General features: G+C 71.8%; 17 protein-coding genes and 1 tRNA gene. 11 read left to right on the plus strand and 7 right to left on the minus strand.

What is annotated here, in order from left to right; all coding sequences use genetic code 11:
• Positions 1 to 11: 11 nt before the first annotated feature.
• The 3 genes from ACIG47_RS19435 (at position 12) to ACIG47_RS19445 (ending at position 3113) form a co-directional block, all read left to right on the plus strand.
• Positions 12 to 515: a hypothetical protein gene (locus ACIG47_RS19435; RefSeq protein ID WP_397432727.1), complete on the plus strand. Its 504-nt coding sequence runs from the start codon at positions 12 to 14 to the stop codon at positions 513 to 515.
• 116 nt (positions 516 to 631) lie between these two features.
• Positions 632 to 1669: a hypothetical protein gene (locus tag ACIG47_RS19440; protein ID WP_397432728.1), complete on the plus strand. Its 1038-nt coding sequence runs from the start codon at positions 632 to 634 to the stop codon at positions 1667 to 1669.
• 385 nt (positions 1670 to 2054) lie between these two features.
• Positions 2055 to 3113, plus strand: a complete 1059-nt coding sequence (locus ACIG47_RS19445) for a hypothetical protein (protein ID WP_397432729.1) — start codon at positions 2055 to 2057, stop codon at positions 3111 to 3113.
• Positions 3114 to 3484: 371 nt separating this feature from the next.
• Here ACIG47_RS19445 and xerC read toward each other — a convergent pair whose 3' ends face one another.
• The 3 genes from xerC to ACIG47_RS19460 form a co-directional block, all read right to left on the minus strand.
• A complete protein-coding gene (gene xerC, locus ACIG47_RS19450; RefSeq protein ID WP_397432730.1) occupies positions 3485 to 4711 on the minus strand; it encodes a tyrosine recombinase XerC in 1227 nt (408 codons plus the stop codon).
• Between the two features lie 6 nt (positions 4712 to 4717).
• Complete coding sequence (locus ACIG47_RS19455) at positions 4718 to 4996, minus strand: helix-turn-helix transcriptional regulator (protein ID WP_397432732.1); 279 nt, start codon at positions 4994 to 4996, stop codon at positions 4718 to 4720.
• A 183-nt stretch (positions 4997 to 5179) separates the two neighbouring features.
• Positions 5180 to 5253 (minus strand) — tRNA-Pro (locus ACIG47_RS19460).
• 257 nt (positions 5254 to 5510) lie between these two features.
• Between ACIG47_RS19460 and ACIG47_RS19465 the strand changes: the two genes are divergently transcribed.
• Together ACIG47_RS19465 and ACIG47_RS19470 are read left to right on the plus strand one after the other, a co-directional pair.
• A complete protein-coding gene (locus ACIG47_RS19465; RefSeq protein WP_397432734.1) occupies positions 5511 to 6617 on the plus strand; it encodes an SDR family NAD(P)-dependent oxidoreductase in 1107 nt (368 codons plus the stop codon).
• 128 nt (positions 6618 to 6745) lie between these two features.
• Positions 6746 to 7690, plus strand: coding sequence for an SDR family oxidoreductase (locus ACIG47_RS19470; protein WP_397432735.1), 945 nt, complete (start codon positions 6746 to 6748; stop codon positions 7688 to 7690).
• Positions 7691 to 7698: 8 nt separating this feature from the next.
• Here ACIG47_RS19470 and ACIG47_RS19475 read toward each other — a convergent pair whose 3' ends face one another.
• Positions 7699 to 8292 (minus strand): helix-turn-helix domain-containing protein, encoded by a 594-nt coding sequence (locus tag ACIG47_RS19475; protein ID WP_397432736.1) that lies wholly within the window; start codon positions 8290 to 8292, stop codon positions 7699 to 7701.
• Positions 8293 to 8510: 218 nt separating this feature from the next.
• On the opposite strand from ACIG47_RS19475, the gene ACIG47_RS19480 reads away from it, so the two are divergent.
• Both ACIG47_RS19480 and ACIG47_RS19485 read left to right on the plus strand, forming a co-directional pair.
• Positions 8511 to 10118 (plus strand): NCS1 family nucleobase:cation symporter-1, encoded by a 1608-nt coding sequence (locus ACIG47_RS19480; RefSeq protein ID WP_397432738.1) that lies wholly within the window; start codon positions 8511 to 8513, stop codon positions 10116 to 10118.
• Between the two features lie 2 nt (positions 10119 to 10120).
• Entirely contained in the window at positions 10121 to 10846 is a 726-nt protein-coding gene (locus ACIG47_RS19485; RefSeq protein WP_397432739.1) for an aspartate/glutamate racemase family protein, read from the plus strand.
• Here the strand turns inward: ACIG47_RS19485 and ACIG47_RS19490 are convergent.
• Positions 10843 to 11259 carry a DUF952 domain-containing protein gene (locus tag ACIG47_RS19490; protein WP_397432740.1) on the minus strand — a complete coding sequence of 139 codons (417 nt, stop codon included), beginning with the start codon at positions 11257 to 11259 and terminating at the stop codon, positions 10843 to 10845. The two genes, ACIG47_RS19485 and ACIG47_RS19490, sit on opposite strands and share 4 nt — an antisense overlap.
• A gap of 60 nt (positions 11260 to 11319) precedes the next feature.
• On the opposite strand from ACIG47_RS19490, the gene ACIG47_RS19495 reads away from it, so the two are divergent.
• The 4 genes from ACIG47_RS19495 to ACIG47_RS19510 all read left to right on the plus strand — a co-directional run bounded on the left by ACIG47_RS19495 (position 11320) and on the right by ACIG47_RS19510 (position 15041).
• Positions 11320 to 12018: a TetR/AcrR family transcriptional regulator gene (locus ACIG47_RS19495; protein ID WP_397432741.1), complete on the plus strand. Its 699-nt coding sequence runs from the start codon at positions 11320 to 11322 to the stop codon at positions 12016 to 12018.
• Positions 12019 to 12120: 102 nt separating this feature from the next.
• A complete protein-coding gene (locus tag ACIG47_RS19500; RefSeq protein ID WP_397432742.1) occupies positions 12121 to 13092 on the plus strand; it encodes a zinc-binding dehydrogenase in 972 nt (323 codons plus the stop codon).
• Between the two features lie 60 nt (positions 13093 to 13152).
• Entirely contained in the window at positions 13153 to 13836 is a 684-nt protein-coding gene (locus ACIG47_RS19505) for a GntR family transcriptional regulator (protein WP_397432743.1), read from the plus strand.
• Entirely contained in the window at positions 13833 to 15041 is a 1209-nt protein-coding gene (locus ACIG47_RS19510) for an MFS transporter (RefSeq protein ID WP_397432744.1), read from the plus strand. Before ACIG47_RS19505 ends, ACIG47_RS19510 begins: the two co-directional genes overlap by 4 nt.
• Before the next feature lie 12 nt (positions 15042 to 15053).
• Here ACIG47_RS19510 and ACIG47_RS19515 read toward each other — a convergent pair whose 3' ends face one another.
• Together ACIG47_RS19515 and ACIG47_RS19520 are read right to left on the minus strand one after the other, a co-directional pair.
• Entirely contained in the window at positions 15054 to 15308 is a 255-nt protein-coding gene (locus tag ACIG47_RS19515) for a hypothetical protein (RefSeq protein WP_397432745.1), read from the minus strand.
• A gap of 46 nt (positions 15309 to 15354) precedes the next feature.
• On the minus strand, positions 15355 to 16701 hold the full coding sequence (locus tag ACIG47_RS19520) for a TRAP transporter large permease subunit (RefSeq protein WP_397432746.1): 1347 nt from the start codon (positions 16699 to 16701) through the stop codon (positions 15355 to 15357).
• Positions 16702 to 16730 lie beyond the last annotated feature (29 nt).

Here is a 16730-nt window from a genome sequence, read left to right on the forward strand (position 1 = left end):
GGAGGTAGGTCATGCCCGCGATGAACTTCGACCAAGCCCTGCGCGCCGAACGCTGGCATGCGCTCACCCTCGGCATTCCCGGCATGAGCCCGGGAGCGAACGCATCCCGGCTTCGCACCGCACGCCGGGTCTGGGCCGAGTACGTGACCTACAGCCAGAAGGTCTACGACTCACAGCGCTGGACCTACGACCCTGACCCGCGCCCCTCGTTCTGCCTGTACCCGCTCATCGAGGCCGGCGGCAATGGACCCGAGTTCACCGGCACGGCGCTGGACGACATGGGCCGTGAGCACCGAGAAGAGATCGTGTCCGACGAGGACGACACCGGCTGGGAAGGCTTCGGCCCAGACATCGACGACTACCGGGCCGCAGCACGAGAGACCGCCCACATCCGCGCCCAGCTCCAGATCCGCGGCCTCGTCCCGCCCCGGCCCCGCAGCCAAGCCGTGACCTTCAGGTTCTTACCTCCTCGCGACGAGCCGCCCACCAGCACCGGGATCGAGCCCCCGTTCTGACATCCCGGTCCCCCGAACACAACCGCCGCGCCCGAGCCCCGTGGCGACGGCCACGACCCTGCAGGACCACGAGAACCCCCAGCAAGAACACCAGCCACGAGGAGGAGACCATGCACATGACCGGTGCGACAGACGACGACGGCAACCCGATCAACAGCATTCCGGTGCTGGTCGGGACCACGGAGTCGATCCTGGACACGATGGCCCGTCAGATCCACAGCGTCGCGAGCGGGTACGCCGCGCACGAAGCGATCGCGACCAACCTGTGGGGCCATCTCAACGCCCTGGGATACACGCGCGGCAGGTTCCTGGTCGCGGGGGCGGACGCCGAGCTGCTCGCCGGAGCCCCGCCCGACCAGCCCCGGGTCACCGACGGCATCACCATCGACGACGTCGACAACCTGCCCGACCGGGTCGTGCTGGTCGGCGACCTGCCCACGACCGACCAGTGGCCCCACCGCGACCTCAACCTTCGACCCGCGACCCGATCCGACATGGACGGCGCGGACCTGGCGATCACGAACCTGCCGCTGTGCGACGCACGGACCCTGTCCCACGACAGCCAGATCGACATCACCGCGCTGCACCACTCCCTGATCCACCAAGCCCTGTCCTGGCTGCGGCCCGGCGGGCTGCTGGTCGCGCTGACCCACCGGGAGCTCCTGGACGGACCCGACGCGCAGCCGCGCCGCTCGATCGCCCGCCAAGCGGACCTGATCGCCGCTGCACGGCTCCCGGCCTCGGCGCTGCGCGCCGCACCGTTGCAGGACAGTCCCGTCGACCTGGTCCTGCTGCGCCGCCGCGAGCCCGGCCACCAGCCCGACGGGATCAACTTCATCGACCTCGTCCCCGTGCACGTGCCCGGAGCGCCCGACCTGCTGATCAACGACTGCTACGCCACCGAACGCTGGGCCATGCTCGGCAACCTCGTGCCCGACCCGATCGACCCCGACCTGACCACCGTCGCGCCGATCACAGGCGACTTCACCGACGACCTGGACATGGTCCTTGCCGGGCACGTGCGCGAGGCCATCGACTTCCAGCTCGACGCCCACCAACGCCCCACACCCATCGACACGCCCCGCCCGCCCGATGCTCGATCACGCGACCGGTCGCCCTCCGCCGGAAGCAAGCCGGAGCCGCCCGCCCTGTAGCAGGGCACACGCCCCCTCGGAGCCTGCGACCTGACACAGGGCGCTGCAGCCTGCGCGATCACTGCCCGCGACGCCGCCCCACAGCGAGCATCTCGGGTCCGGTCACCACACAAGCACGAGACGCAACAACACTGCCGGCAACGGCGATGTCGTCCACCTGGTCGCCGACGACCAGGTGGATCCACCTCCCCCGGGCGCTGGTCTTGTCTGCGCGCTCAGCTGGCGTGGCAGCAACGCCCGGCACGCCACCGGTACCCGGGACACACACCGAGTGCTACGTCGCACCAGCCTCGGCCACAACAGCCGCCAGGAGCCAGCAACCGTGCGGTGGGCCCGCTCCGCACACCTTTCACGTCCAATACCGCTAAGCGAGAGAAGCAAGAACATGGCCACCGACCCCCACTCAGCGCTCGGGCGCTACCTCGCCAAGCTGCCCTACGTCCTCGGCCACCAGCTCAGCGACGACCAGGTCGTGGCCGGTTTGTTCGACCCCCACGGCACGGCCATCGCTCACGCCACAGAGCGCTGGGACCCGATCGGCGGCCCAGGTCGCTTCACCGGACGCTTCGCACACGCGCTGCAGGACGTCGGCCCCATCGACCATGCCGTCGTGGTCGGTTACGGCCCCGACGGCGGCGCCTGGGCCTGCGACCTGGCCACCGAGCTACGCGAGGTGTTCGACGCCCGTTCCACCGTGCTGCACGTTCAGGACGGCTCATGGCGAGTACTCGACAACCTCACCGAGACCTGGGGCCCCAGCACCGCTCTGCCTGCCCAGCCACCGGACATCGCCCTGCTCGGGACTCCCGAGCCAGCAGCCAGCCGCGACGACCTCGTCGCCTCGGTCAAACCTCTCCCGGGTCCGATCTTCGCCGATCTCGACCACGCCAAGGCCACCCACCTGGCCTCGCTCTCGCCGGCCACCTGCGCCGACCTCGCTCGGTCAGCGCTGGACCAGCTCGCCCGCGGGCGCGTCGACAACGTCCCCCACCAGCAGTCCCTGGCCCACCTGGTCAACACGAGCATCATCGTGCGCGACGCCGTCCTGGCCCACGCGATCCAGGGCACCCAGCACCGTCAGCGCGTCGACGCACTGGTCCGCACCTTCCGCGCGGCCCCGTCCTCCCTACGTCCCGTGCTGGCCACCACCGCCGCCGCGGCCGCATTCCTGACTGGCTGGCACCCACCCCAGGTCGAAGGGCTGCTGCGGCACACTGACCCGACAGACAGGCTCACCCACCTCGTCCAGCTAGGCCACGACCGCGGCGCCAACCCGGCACCAGCCCGGCGCACCATCCTCGAGAGCGCCGACAACCAGCTCCAGGAAGCCGAGGCAGCCTGGACCACGAACCAGACCGCGAAGCGCACGACGCAACCCACAGACGCGCGAACAAGCACCCAACATCCAGCAGAGCCGCCATCCACCGACACCATAGGTATCTGACCGCCGGAACGCAGCGCTCGGTAGCCAGCTGGCCACACCGACCCGAGACCTGCGCAATACCGACCGAGCTGCCTTTCGCATGAGTCGTCGACCAAATGGCGAGCAGCAGTCGACCAGCGCGGTTCCCCGCCATCCGCCGTGGCGGCGCCTCCGACGCTTGATGCGCCCGGTCCCCACCGGGGAGTGACGTTCGGGCTATACGCCAGCCCGCTTACCGCCGACCGAACCGGGCACCGAACCCTCGTTCTGCCCGGCCATCCCCGCCGGATCCCGCTGATCTGCCCGTGGCAGGGGCTGTGACGAGGCGACAGGCCTGCGGCATCGAGCCGCAGGCCTGTCGGTAACGTGGCGCCCCTAGAGCGGGCTTGGTCTTACCGCGCGCCGGCCAACCCTCCTTCGTGCCCGGCTACCTGGCTCTGAGACTTCCCCGGTGCGAGAGATTCCAGGATCTCTGCAGTGCGGACATCCACGTTCTCGTCCGGCTCGATGTAGTGCCGCTTCGTGATCTCCGTGGATGTGTGCCCAAGGAGCTGTGCCGCCATCTCGGTCCCACCGGACCTATCCACGGTTGTAGCCGCCGTCCGACGGAACGAGTGCGGCGTGACGCCGGTGATGCCGACTTCCTTCAGGATGTCCCGTAGCCGACGTCGTACGTTGTTCGTCGTCAGCGGTGTCTTGTTCCGAGAACGGAACAACAGCGTCTCCGGCGGCTCGCCGGCCGAAGATGCCAGCTGGCCGCGCAGCGCCTCGGCCGTGTAGGTCGGCACCGCAATACGCCGCACCGAGGTCGAGGTCTTCGGCCTGGGTTGCCGGTAGGTCGGCTTGCCCTTGGGCGAGATGATCGTGCCGGAGTTGCGGACGGTGGCCGGGCTGGTGGTGAGGTCGACATCGCAGCGGCGCAGCGCAAGAACCTCACCGATCCGCAGCGAGGACCCCAGCATCACCTCGATGATCACTTCGAGCTGTCCGTCCGGCGGCGGTCCAGGAACCTTCTGGTCTCCTCGCCGCCACGCACGCACAGCGGCCCGGATGGCGTCGACCTGGGCATGGGCCAGAGCCTTGGCCTCCGTCTTCGGCCGGCGAAGTCGCTTGGTCCCAACCACCGGGTTGCGGTCGATCGCCTCGTACCGCAACGCCAGCCCCAGAGCCAGGTTCAGCACCACCTTGGCGTGCTTGGCCCTGGCGTAAGACAGCTTCTGCTGCTCCTTGAGGAACCGGTCGACCTTCATGATGGATATCTCGCGCAGCGTCATGTCCCGGAAAGCCGGTAGCACGAGCGTGCGCATGTCACGCTCGTACAGCTCCCGGGTCGAGGGCGCCAGATCGTCCAGCTCGATGTCCTCCAGCCACACCTCGACCAGGCGCGTGAACGGGCTGTCCGCCGTCAGCTCCACACTTCCCGACGACCGCCTGATCCGCCGGGCCAGCTTGGCCTTGAGCGCGATCTCGGCCTGCTTCGGTGTCTCTCCGGAGGCCTGCACGAGGCGGGGGCGGCCGTCCAGGTCCCGGAACCAGGTTCGGGCCCTGTCCGCGCCGGAGTCGGTGCGGTCGAGGTTGATGGCACCCCACGTGCCGATCGGTGTACGAGGCTTAGCCACGGACGGTCACCACCCCTCGGCTTGCGTGCCCGCCGAGTCGGACTGCTCGGGCGGCCACGCAGGCTGCCCGGCACGACCGGGTGCGGCCTCGCGCTGCTGGTCGAGCCAGGCGCGCACGTCGGAGTGGAAGAACTTCACGTGCTTGCCGATACGGACGCCGCGCGGTCCCTTGCCGTCGGTGCGCCAGTCGTAGATCGTCCGGACCGGGATGCCGAGGTACTCGGCCAGCTCGTCCAGGCTCAGCAGCGGGTCCAGCCCACCCGCGGGGGATGTGTGCGTCTCCATGACGCTCAGGTGCGCGCTGCGCTCCGCACCGTCCCGAGACGACCCGCGCGCTCTGCGCGGCCCGCATCCCGGATGCCAAGATTCGGCCGCCCAGGCGGCCTATTTGATGAGTATTTGATGACCGGTTCAAATCTCAGAAACCCTTCAGGCCTGGAAACCCTTGAGTTTCCAGGCCTGAATCGGTCGGGCTGACAGGATTTGAACCTGCGACCCCTTGACCCCCAGTCAAGTGCGCTACCAAGCTGCGCCACAGCCCGCGGTGTTCTTGAGCATGCTCAAGGCTACCGGTTCGGCCCCTTGGGGCCGACGGAAATACTACCCCACCTCAGGGCCTGCGCCCGACCAGACGACGTTCGGCGCGCCTCGACCACGTCCGGGCCGCTCGCCTCGTCGGCACCGACGCCGCCGCAGCATCTCGCCAGCCTGTGATCGGCGGGTCCTGGATACACGAGGACGGTCTGCCGACGATCGACGACAGACCGCGCCGCGGTGCACGCCGAACGAGGAGCAGGACATGTCACACCCACCGACCGACCCGCCCGACCAGCCATCTCGGAGCGGACGAGACGACCGCACGGGCCACCGGCGCGGACCATCGCGCCGCGCCGTGCTGCAGATGGCGGCCGTCGGCGTCGCGGCCGGCGCGCTCTCCTTCGGCGCGGGACGGCTCACCGCCCCGGGTGCGGAGCTTCCCGACTGGACCACCGCGGACATGCCGTCGCAGGCCGGCCGGCGCGTGGTGGTCACCGGCGCGAACGGCTACCCCCGCGACGGCCGCAGCGGGCTCGGCTACCACGAGGCCCTGGCGCTGGCGGTCGCGGGTGCGGACGTGACCATCGCCTCCCGCCATGCCGAGCGGGGCGAGGAGGCGGTGCGCCGGATCCGCGCCGCGGCGCCAGGGGCGACCGTGCGGTTCGAACGGCTCGACCTCACCGACCTGTCATCGGTCAGCGCGTTCGTCGCCCGGGTCGAGGACGCGGGTGACCGGCTCGACCTGCTGATCAACAACGCGGGCGTCCAGGGCCGGATCGAACGCGAGGAGACCGCCGACGGTCTCGAGCGGGTGTTCGCCACCAACGCCCGCGGCCCGTTCGCCCTGTCGGCGCAGCTCCTCCCGATCCTCCGCAACGGCTCCGAACCCCGGATCGTCTGGACGTCGAGCTCGCGCGTCGGCTCGATCGACCTCGACGACCTCCAGAAGGAGCGTCACTACGAGTACGGGGCCGCGTACGACGACACCAAGCTCGGTGCCCTCCTGATGGCATCCGAGTGCGAGCGGCGCAGCAAGGCGGGCGGCTGGGGCATCACGAGCATCGCGGTGCATCCCGGGGTGTGCCGCACGAACCTCGTCCTGGACGGTCCGGGGGCCGACAGCCCGGAGGGCCGGCGTTTCCAGTACCTGCCGTTCCTGTGGCAGGACCCGGCCATCGGCGCCCTCCCCGCCCTGTACGCAGCCACCTCGCCCCAGGCGACCGGCGGCGGCTACTACGGCCCGAAGCAGCTGCGCGGGCTGAGCGGGCTGCCGGGATTCGCCGTCGTCCCCGAGCAGGCCCAGGATCGTGACATGGCATCGCGTTACTGGGACACGGTGGAACAGCTCGCCGAGGTGTCCTTCGGCTGAGCCTCGCCCGCACGAGGCGGCCCGCCCCGCAAGCCGGGACGAGCCGCCAGAGGGGGATCCACGGGCCCTGCATAACGCGCCTGCGATCCCGCACAGTCAGAGGTACGCACGATCTCAAGGAGAACCACATGCCACGCACACCGATCGACATCACGATCCCCGACCTGTCCGGCAAACGGGCCGTGGTCACCGGCGCGAGCGACGGGATGGGCCTGGTCATGGCCCGGCGTCTCGCCGCCGCCGGAGCGGAGGTCGTCATCCCCGTCCGCAACCCGGCCAAGGGGGACGCCGCGATCGCCACCATCCAGCAAGCCGTGCCGGGCGCACGGGTCTCCACACGTACCCTCGACCTCTCCTCGCTGGAGAGCGTGGCCGCTCTCGGCGACACCCTGCGCGCCGAGGGCGACCCGATCCACCTCCTGATCAACAACGCGGGCGTCATGACCCCGCCCGACCACCAGCGGACGGCCGACGGGTTCGAGCTCCAGTTCGGCACCAACCACCTGGGGCACTTCGCCCTGGTCGCGCAGCTGATGCCGCTCCTGCGCGCCGGTGGCGCGCGGATCACCTCGCAGGTCAGCGTCGCCGCCCGCAGCGGCTCCATCCACTGGGACGACCTGAACTGGGACGTCGAGTACGACGGGATGCACGCCTACCGGCAGTCCAAGATCGCGTTCGGCCTCTTCGGCCTGGAGCTGGAGCGCCGCAGCAGGGCCCAGGGCTGGGGCATCACCAGCAACCTCTCCCACCCCGGCGTCGCCCCGACCAACCTGCTCGCCGCGCGGCCCGAGCTGGGCCGCGCACAGGAGACCCCCGGCCGGCGGATGATCCGCTGGCTCTCCGCCCGCGGTGTCCTGGCCGGCACGGTCGAGAGCGCGGCGCTGCCCGCGCTCATGGCGGCCACCGACCCGCAGGCCAAGCCGGGCGCCCTGTACAGCCCCCGCGGGCTCGGCAACACCAGCGGCGCACCGGCCGAGCAGCGGATGTACCGCCCGCTGCGCAGCCTCACCGAGGCGGCACGCGTCTGGGAGGTCTCCGAGCGGCTGACCAGGACGACCATCCCGGCCGCCTGACCCCGCGACTAGGGATGCACGATCAGCCAGGTCGCCACCGCCGGCCGCACCCCGGCGTTCCGGATCCGGTGCGGCACCGAGCAGGGGTAGCTGATCGAGTCACCGGCTGCCAGCACGACCACGTCGTCAGCCAGCTCGACCGTGAGCTCGCCCGAGACGACGTTGCCGATCTCGTACCCCTCGTGCCGGAACAGCTCGGAGTCGCCGAGCGTCGCCGTCGCGCCGGGCGGGTACACGGACTCGAAGAAGTCGAGCCCGGGCATGGGACGGGGCGAGAGCCTGCGGAAGGTGACCCCGCCGTCGAGCGTCACGGGTGACGCCTCCCAGGCCCGGGTGACGGCGATCCCGGCCTGCTCCAGCTCCCCCGCCCCGCCGCGCGGTCCGGCGGCGGCCTCCGGCGGCTCGAAGACGTCGGACAACGGCACGCCGAGCGCGTCGGTGATGGCCAGCAGCCGGACCACCGACGGGCGCATCACGTCCCGCTCGATCTGGGACACGGCGCTGGCCGAGATGCCGAGCGTCGCGGCGAGGCTGCGCGCCGACACACCTCGGGCTTCACGCAGGGAGCGCAGCCGGGCACCCAGCGACGGTTCGGAGGACACCGCCGCATCGTACGAGCGCGCGGGCCCGGCCCGCGCCCGCGGCAGCGCGACACACCGGCGACACGCCTGGCGTCACGTGCCCGACACATCCCGAAACACCTGTGAAGCCATCACTGAACATGAGCCTTACGACCTGGTTACGCCCGGGAAACCGGCGCACTCGCGTTAACCCATAACTTCATGGGGACCTCGCAGACCGCTCCCTCGGAAGGCCGCTCATGACCGAGAACACGGAGGTGACGGCCTCCACGGCGGCCGCACCCGACCACCCCGACCACTCCCCCGCCGGTGAGCACGACCTCGTGGAGGCCGCCGGGCACCCGGTGGGCTCCGGCGACGTCAAGCCCGGGTACGACCCGCGCCTCGCCAACGAGGACCTCGCCCCGCTGCGCGAGCAGAAGTGGTCGGCGTACAACATCTTCGCGTTCTGGATGTCCGACGTGCACAGCGTGGGCGGCTACGTCACGGCCGGCAGCCTCTTCGCCCTCGGCATCGCGAGCTGGCAGGTGCTCCTGGCCCTCGTGGTCGGCATCGTCATCGTGCAGGTGTTCACCAACCTGGTCGCCCGGCCCAGCCAGAGCACCGGCGTGCCCTACCCCGTGATCAACCGGGCCGTGTTCGGCGTCAAGGGCGCGAACATCCCCGCGATCATCCGCGGGCTCATCGCGGTGGCCTGGTACGGCGTGCAGACGTTCCTCGCCGCCGAGTCGCTGAACATCGTGTTCCTCAAGTTCATCCCCGCCGCCGCGGCCCTCGTCGAGCCGACCTTCCTGGGGCTCAGCGCGCTGGGCTGGATCTCGTACGCGGTCCTCTGGTTCGCGCAGGCCGCTCTGTTCTGGAACGGGATGGAGACCATCCGCAGGTTCATCGACTGGGCGGGACCGGCCGTCTACGTCGTGATGATCGTGCTGGCCGTCTACCTGGTCTCGGAGGCCGGCTGGTCGAACATCAGCCTGAGCCTCGTGCAGGGCGAACCGCTCACCGGCTGGGCCTCTGTGGGCGTGTTCTGCACGGCCGTCGCCATCGTCGTGTCGTACTTCTCCGGCCCCATGCTCAACTTCGGCGACTTCGCCCGCTACGGCCGCTCGTTCAAGGCCGTCAAGCGCGGCAACCTGCTGGGCCTGCCGGTGAACTTCCTGTTCTTCTCGATCCTCACGGTGATCACGGCGTCCGCCACGGTCCCCGTGTTCGGCGAGCTCGTCACCGACCCGATCCACACCGTGGAGCGCATCGACACCCCGTTCGCGATCCTGCTCGGCGGCCTCACGTTCGTGACGGCCACGGTCGGCATCAACATCGTCGCCAACTTCATCTCCCCCGCGTTCGACTTCTCCAACGTGGCCCCGCAGAAGGTGAGCTGGCGCATGGGCGGCATGATCGCCGCCGTCGGCTCCGTGCTCCTGCTGCCCTGGAACTGGTACGACGACGCCGACGCGATCCACTACACGCTCGGTGTGCTGGGCGCCCTGATCGGTCCCCTGTTCGGCATCCTGATCGCCGGCTACTACGTGGCGGCGCGGCAGCGGGTGCTCGTCGACGACATGTTCACCATGTCCCCCGAGGGCGCCTACTGGTACACCAACGGCTACAACCGCAACGGGGTCCTGGCCGTCGTGCTGGCGGGTGTGCCGACGGTCCTGCTGGGCGTGGTGCCCAAGCTGATCGCCGACCTCGGGTACTTCGACATCTCCTGGATCGGCAACTTCACCTGGTTCATCGGGTGCGCCCTCGGGTTCGCCGCCTTCTGGTGGCTGGAGCGGCTCAGCCCGCAGGTCCCGTCGTTCGACGGCGGCACCGCGGGCGTGGCCGACGGCGCCACGGCCTGACCGTGCGGATCCGGCTGATCAACCCCAACACCTCCCGGGCGATGACCGGCAAGATCGCGGCCACTGCCCGGGAGGTGGCGGGCCCCGACGTCGCCGTCGTCGCCGGCTGCCCCGAGCCGGGCTCCGGCCCGGCCGCCGTCGAGAGCCACACCGACGAGGCATGGGCGGCGCTGGTGGTCGCGCGGGACGTCGCGGCCTGCGAGGCGGGCGAACGCCCCGCGGACGGGTACGTGGTCGCCTGCTTCGGCGACCCCGGTCTCGACGCCGCCCGCGAGCAGGCCACCGGGCCGGTGGTCGGCATCGCCGAGGCCGCGATGCACGTCGCCACCCTGTCCGGCCGCACGTTCGCGGTGGTCACCACCCTCTCGCGCACCCTGGGCCGCGCGCAGGACCTGGTCCGGCGCTACGGCTACCAGGACGCGTGCGTCGCCCTGCACGCCGCCGACGTGCCGGTGCTGGACCTCGAGGACGCCGGATCGGCCGCCTGCGAGCGCATCGCCCGCCTCTGCGAGCGCGCGGTGCTCGACGGCGCCGACACCGTGGTGCTCGGCTGCGCCGGCATGACCGACCTGTGCGCCGACCTGACCCGGCGCACCGGGGTGCCGGTCGTCGACGGGGTGGCCGCCGCCGTGGGCCTCGTGTCCGGGATGGTGCGGATGGGCGTGGGCACGAGCAAGCGCGACGAGTACCGCCTGCCGCCGCGGGCCGACGCGCTCCGCCCGTCCTAGGCGACGCCGGGCGGCGGCGTGCTGCGTACGTGCCACCCGCCGAGGTCGGGGGCGACCCATCCGTCCGCGCCTCGTCGCACGGGCAGCACGGCGGGAACGGTGACGCGGTCCATCGGCAGCGCACCCTCGATGCGCGGCGCGGCCGTGCCGTCCGGACCGGCGCCCGCCTCCCACCGCACCGTGATCCCCTGAGCAGCCAGAGCCGCCTCGTCGATCACAGCGAGGACGAGTGGCTCGGACGCGTCGCCGTAGACGTCGCGCAGCACGGCCGGCAGGCCCTGCGCGGTGGTGGAGTGGAGGAATCCGGTGTCGTCGAACAGCGTGCTGCGCGTGGCCACGTCGTACTCACCGAACCGCTCGCACGCCTCCCAGTCGTCGCTGAAGGCCACGTGAAGAAGTCGTTCCTCGGCCATCCGTCGTCCTCCCTGTCCATCGGCCAGCAAGCAATGAAACGGCAACGTATCATTACTGACGTGAGGAGAGAGCCCGAGGAGACGGACGCCACAGGTCCCGCTGCGACCCACCCGTCCGGCAGGACAGCACGGAGCGGCCCCGCCGGGGCGGCACGGCGCGGCCCCGGCCGCCCCCGCCGCGAGGACGTCGACGCCCGGCGCACGGAGATCCTGGAGGCCGCCGTCCGCCTGTTCGCCGAACGCGGGTTCACGGGCACCACCATCGAGGCGGTCGCGCTCGCGGTGGGCGCCACCAAGCGGACCGTCTACCGCCACTTCACGGACAAGACCGGGCTGTTCTTCGCCGCCGTGGACCGGCTGCACGTGCACGAGCGGCCCGCCGTCCACGGCACCGCGGACCTGGAGCAGCTCGCCACGCGGATGGTGCACATCCTGCACGGGGACGACGCCGTCACCCTCCACCGCCTGGTCATCGCCGAGTCGCGCCAGCATCCGCAGCTCGCGGCCACGTTCTACGAGCAGGGACCGGCCCGGTCGATCGAGGTGCTCGCCGCGAGCCTCGACCGCCGGCGGACGACCGCCGGTGGCCCGGACGACAGCGCTCCGGACGCGCCCGGCGCGGCCGAGGCGATCTACACCCTCCTGCTCGGCGAGCCGCACCGCAGGCGCCTGCTCGGGCTCGCGCCCGCGCCCTCGTACGAGGAGGCGCGCGCCCACGCCCGGCACGCCATCGACACCGTGCTGCGTCGGCAGGCGTGACGCACCGGTGCGACAGCGCTCCTTGACCTCAACCTAGGTAAAGGTTCTAGCGTCGCACCTGGACGCCGGCCGCACGGGCCGGGCCAGGACGAAGGAGCGCCGGTGCGAGCCATCCAGGTACAGGAGTTCGGCGGGCCCGAGGTGCTGGTGCTGCGGCAGGTCCCCGACCCGGTGGCCGGCCCGGGGCAGGTGGTGGTCCGGCTGGCCGCCGCCGACGTCATCTTCCTCGACACGCTCCTGCGCGGCGGGTGGGGCGGCGAGATCTTCCCGCTGGAGCTGCCCTACGTGCCCGGCACGGGCGGCGCGGGAACCGTGACGTCCGTCGGGGACGGCGTCGACCCCGCCTGGGTGGGCCGCGACGTCGTCGCGCACGGGCCGGGGTACGCGGAGCTGCTCGCGAGCGACCTGGACGACGTCGTCCCCGTGCCGCAGGGAGTGGGCCTGGCCGAGGCGGCGGCCCTGATGACGGACGGGGTCACCGCGCTGCGGCTGGTCCGGCACGCACCCGCGGCCGGCGGACGTGCCCCGTGGGTCCTGGTGGCCGCAGCAGCCGGCGGCGCCGGGTCCCTGCTGGTCCAGCTGTTGCACGACGCCGGGCTGCGCGTCATCGGCGCCGCCCGCGGTGAGCGCAAGCTCGACCTGGCGCGTGAGCTCGGAGCCGAGGTGGCGGTCGACTACACGCAGGCGGGCTGGGTGGAGAGGGTGCGGGCGGCGACGGGCGGGACCGGCGTCGACCTGGCCCTGGACGGCGCAGGTGCCGCGCTCGGGCCCGCCGTCTTCGACACGGTGGCCGACGGTGGCCGGTTCGTCACCTACGGCACGTCGGGCGGGCAGTTCACCACGGTCGATCCGCACCTGGCCGGGTCCCGACGGGTCGAGGTGATCAACGAGCTCGCGGCCGGGACGCCCGACCCGGCCCTCGTCCGCGCCCTGCTGGTGCGGGTGCTGGACCTGGCGGCTCAGGGCCGGATCAGACCGGCGGTCGGTGCGACGTACGCGCTGGCCGACGCGTCCGCCGCGCACGTCGCGCTCGCGGAGCGCGCGACGGTGGGCAAGTCCTTGCTGCTGATCTGAGCGGGACCGGATCCCAGGCGTCGGCGCACGCACTGCCGCGCATGATGTATACATAGATGCATGCATCTCGATCCGGCCGCGCACCTCAACCTGCCCTGGACCACCCCGGCCCGGTCGATCGCCGAGCGGCTGGCCGGCGAGCTCGCCCACCGGATCGTCAGCGGCGAGACCGCTCCCGGCACCTGGCTCACCGAGGTGGACGTCGCGGCCGGGCACGGCGTGAGCCGCACGCCGGTGCGCGAGGCGCTGCTCACGCTCCAGGTCTGGGGCCTGGTGGCCCTCGCACCGAAGAAGGGCGCGATGGTCACGGTGCCCACCGCCACCGAACGGGACGAGCTGCTGTCGGTCCGCTCGATGCTGGAGGCCGACGTCGTACGGCGGCTCGACGCCGCCGAGGCCGGATCCCGGGAAGAGCTGGCGACGCACCTGCGGGCGATCCTGGACCGGCAGCGGGCCACGGTCGCCCGGCCGGCGGAGTTCGCCGTGCTGGACTACGCGTTCCACGCCGCGATCATCCATCACGAGCACAGCGGCGTGGTGGCCGAGATCTCGCGGCTGCTCGGCCCCCGGCTGATCCGCCTGACGCACCTCGCGGTCGCCTCGGCGGCCGGCCGGCTCGACGAGTTCGCCGACGAGCACACCGCACTCCTGGGGGCGATCGAGGCCCGGGACCCCGCGGGGTTCGCCCGGCTGATCGAGCAGCACCTCGCCCGTGGCCACAGCGGGTACGAGGTGGCCCGGTGAGCCCGCGACCCGCGGGGCGGCCCTGGCTGCTGACGGCACCCGCCGTGTTCGTCGTGGCCTGGGGCGGCAACCACTTCACGCCGCTGCTGCACCTGTACGAGACGCTGGGCGGTTATGCGCCGTGGCAGGCGAACCTGCTCCTCGGCATGTACGTGTTCGGCCTGATCCCGGGCCTGCTGGTCGCCGCGGCGGTGTCCGACCGGCACGGCCGCAAGCCGGTCGCCGTCGCCGGGCTCGTCAGCGCCATCGCCGCGAGCATGCTGCTCGCGGCGAGCCTCGACTCGTTCGTGCTCCTCTGCGCGGGCCGGCTGCTCGCGGGCATCGGCGTCGGCATCGGCATGTCCGTGGGGTCGAGCTGGATCAAGGAGCTCTCCGCGCCGCCGTGGGACCCGTACGCCGGTTCCCCGGCGGGCGCCTGGCGCTCCTCGCTCACCCTCACGCTGGGGTTCGCGCTCGGCGCCGGCGTCACGGGAGCGATCGCCCAGTGGGCACCCTGGCCGGCACAGTCGCCCTACGTGGTGCACGTGGCGCTCTGCGTCGCCGCGCTCGGGCCGCTGCTCCGGGCACCCGAGAGCCTGCCGGCAGGACAGCGGGCGGCCCGGCCCTGGTGGCGCGACCTGCAGTTACCGTCCGCCGCGCAGCGCGCGTTCCGGGTGCTGGTCCTGCCGGCCGCGCCGTGGGTGTTCGCCGCCGCGGGCGTCGCGTACGCGATCATGCCCGCGGTCGTCGAGCACCGCCTGGGGCCCTGGGCGACCCTCTACGCCACGGGCCTCACCGTGGTCACCCTGGGCACCGGGGCGGTCACCCAGACCACCGTCGGGTTCCTCAACCGGGTGACCCACGGGCACGCGCTCGTCGTCGGCCTGGCGGGCATGACCGCCGGCATGGTGCTGGCCGCCGTCGCGGCGGCGGCCGGCGCGCCCGTCCTCGCGTTCGCGGTGGCGGTGCTCCTCGGCGGCTCGTACGGGGTGTGCGTCGTGTCCGGGCTGCTCATCGCCCAGTCGCTGGCCACCCCGCGGGACCTGGCCGGCATGACGGGCGTCTACTACGCCCTGGCCTACACCGGGTTCCTGCTGCCCACGGTGCTGGCCGCCCTCGCACCCGGGATCGCCTACGCGCCGGCGCTCGCGGTGGTCGCGGCCGTGTGCGCGGGCAGCCTGGCCGTCGTCTGGACCGCGCTGGCGCGGCACCGGCGCTGGGAGTGACGCCCCGCGACGTCAGTCGTCACCGGCGCCGGGCGTCAGGTAGCTCCCGACGAAACCCACCAGGCCGAAGACGACGCCGGCGGTGATCGCGGGGACGAGCAGCGCCTGCGACGCGCCGGACACCCAGTCCGGGCGCAGCAGGACCACGCCCAGCAGCTGGACGGCGACCAGGGCGGCCGCGAGCGCCAGGAAGACGAGCAGGGTGACGACGAAGGCGCTGCGGCACAAGGCCTGGGCGCGGGTGGCGGGGACTGCCGTGGAGGTCATGGGTGCCCTTTCGTGAGCCGGTTTCTCGTGCGGGACGGGTGGGGCATCAGGTGCCGAACACGGGCAGGACACCCCAGGCGATGAGGCAGCCGATCAGCATGATGGGCACCATGTAGTAGACGATCAGGGGCAGGAACGTCTGCTCGGGCTTGGCCCCGGTGAGCCCCGCGGCGACGAAGATCGAGCCGGACGCCGGCGGCGAGGCGCCCTCGGTGGAGGCGAAGACGAGGATCGCGGTGACGGCCAGGACCGGGTCGATCCCCACGGCGACGAGCGCGAGCAGCGACACCTGGCCGACGGCGGTGAGCGTGGCGGTCGAGGACAGCGGCCCGGCCACGACGGCGATGAGCACGCCGACGATCAGCACGGACACGTACGGGTTGAGGTGCAGCTGGCCGAGGAGGCGGTCGATGTCGCGTTCGAGCCCGAGCTCGCTGAGCACCTGGCTGGCGGCGACGGCGAAGAACAGCAGCGCGCCGATGCTGGAGAACCGGGGCATGGACTCCGCGAGCCACGAGAACCACTGGCCACCGCTCCGGGGCAGGGACCGGCGCCCGAGGACCAGGGCGATCGCGGTGATGAGCACCGGGATCCAGGTCAGGAGCGAGACGTCCTCGAGTGCGGCGCCGAGCCGGGCGTCGTCCTCCAGGAAGGTCGCGAGGGGGCCGATGGTGACGACGATGGGGATCAGCGCGCCGAACATGATGAGCATCGCGCTGCCGCCGTCGTGCAGGGCCTGGCGCAGGGGCTTGATCTGGTCGCCGGGCACGCGCTGGATCCCGTCGCGCCGCACGAAGTACATGACGAGCAGCGCCCGCCAGACCACCTGGTACAGGCCGGCGGCCAGCAGGGCGAGGTAGATCTGGCCGGTGGTGACCAGCGACCCGGCGAACCCGATCATGATGACCATGGACGAGCTCGGCGGCATCGCGGCGCCGAGACCGCCGTTGCCGGCCAGCACGGTGGCGCTGCGTGCCGGCGTCCACCCGGTGCGGACCATCCAGGGGCCGGTGAACGCACCGGTGGTGGCGGTGTTGCCGGAGTTGGACCCGGACAGCGCCCCCATGGCCGCGGACCCGACGGTGTCCACGAGGGCCGGGCCCCCGCGGAACCTGCCGAAGACGGAGTTGAGGATCTCCAGCAGGCGCTGGATGAGTCCGGTGCGGTCCACGACGTAGGCCATGAAGACGAACGCGAGGGCGGCGTACAGGACCTCCTCGTCGAGGGCGGCGCGCAGGCCGTGCAGCAGGGCCTGGGGTGCGCCGGCGCCGGCGAACAGGGCGGTGGCGAGCAGTCCGAGCAGCATGGCCTCGCCCATGTTGCGTCTGAGGACCACGTTGCCGAGGACGATGACGGCGATGAACACGCCGAGTGCGATGAGCCCGATGGGCATGATTCTCCCTCTACAGCGTCGGAGCGGGA

The sequence above is a fragment of the Promicromonospora sp. NPDC052451 genome (assembly GCF_044547525.1).
GTDB lineage: Bacteria > Actinomycetota > Actinomycetes > Actinomycetales > Cellulomonadaceae > Promicromonospora.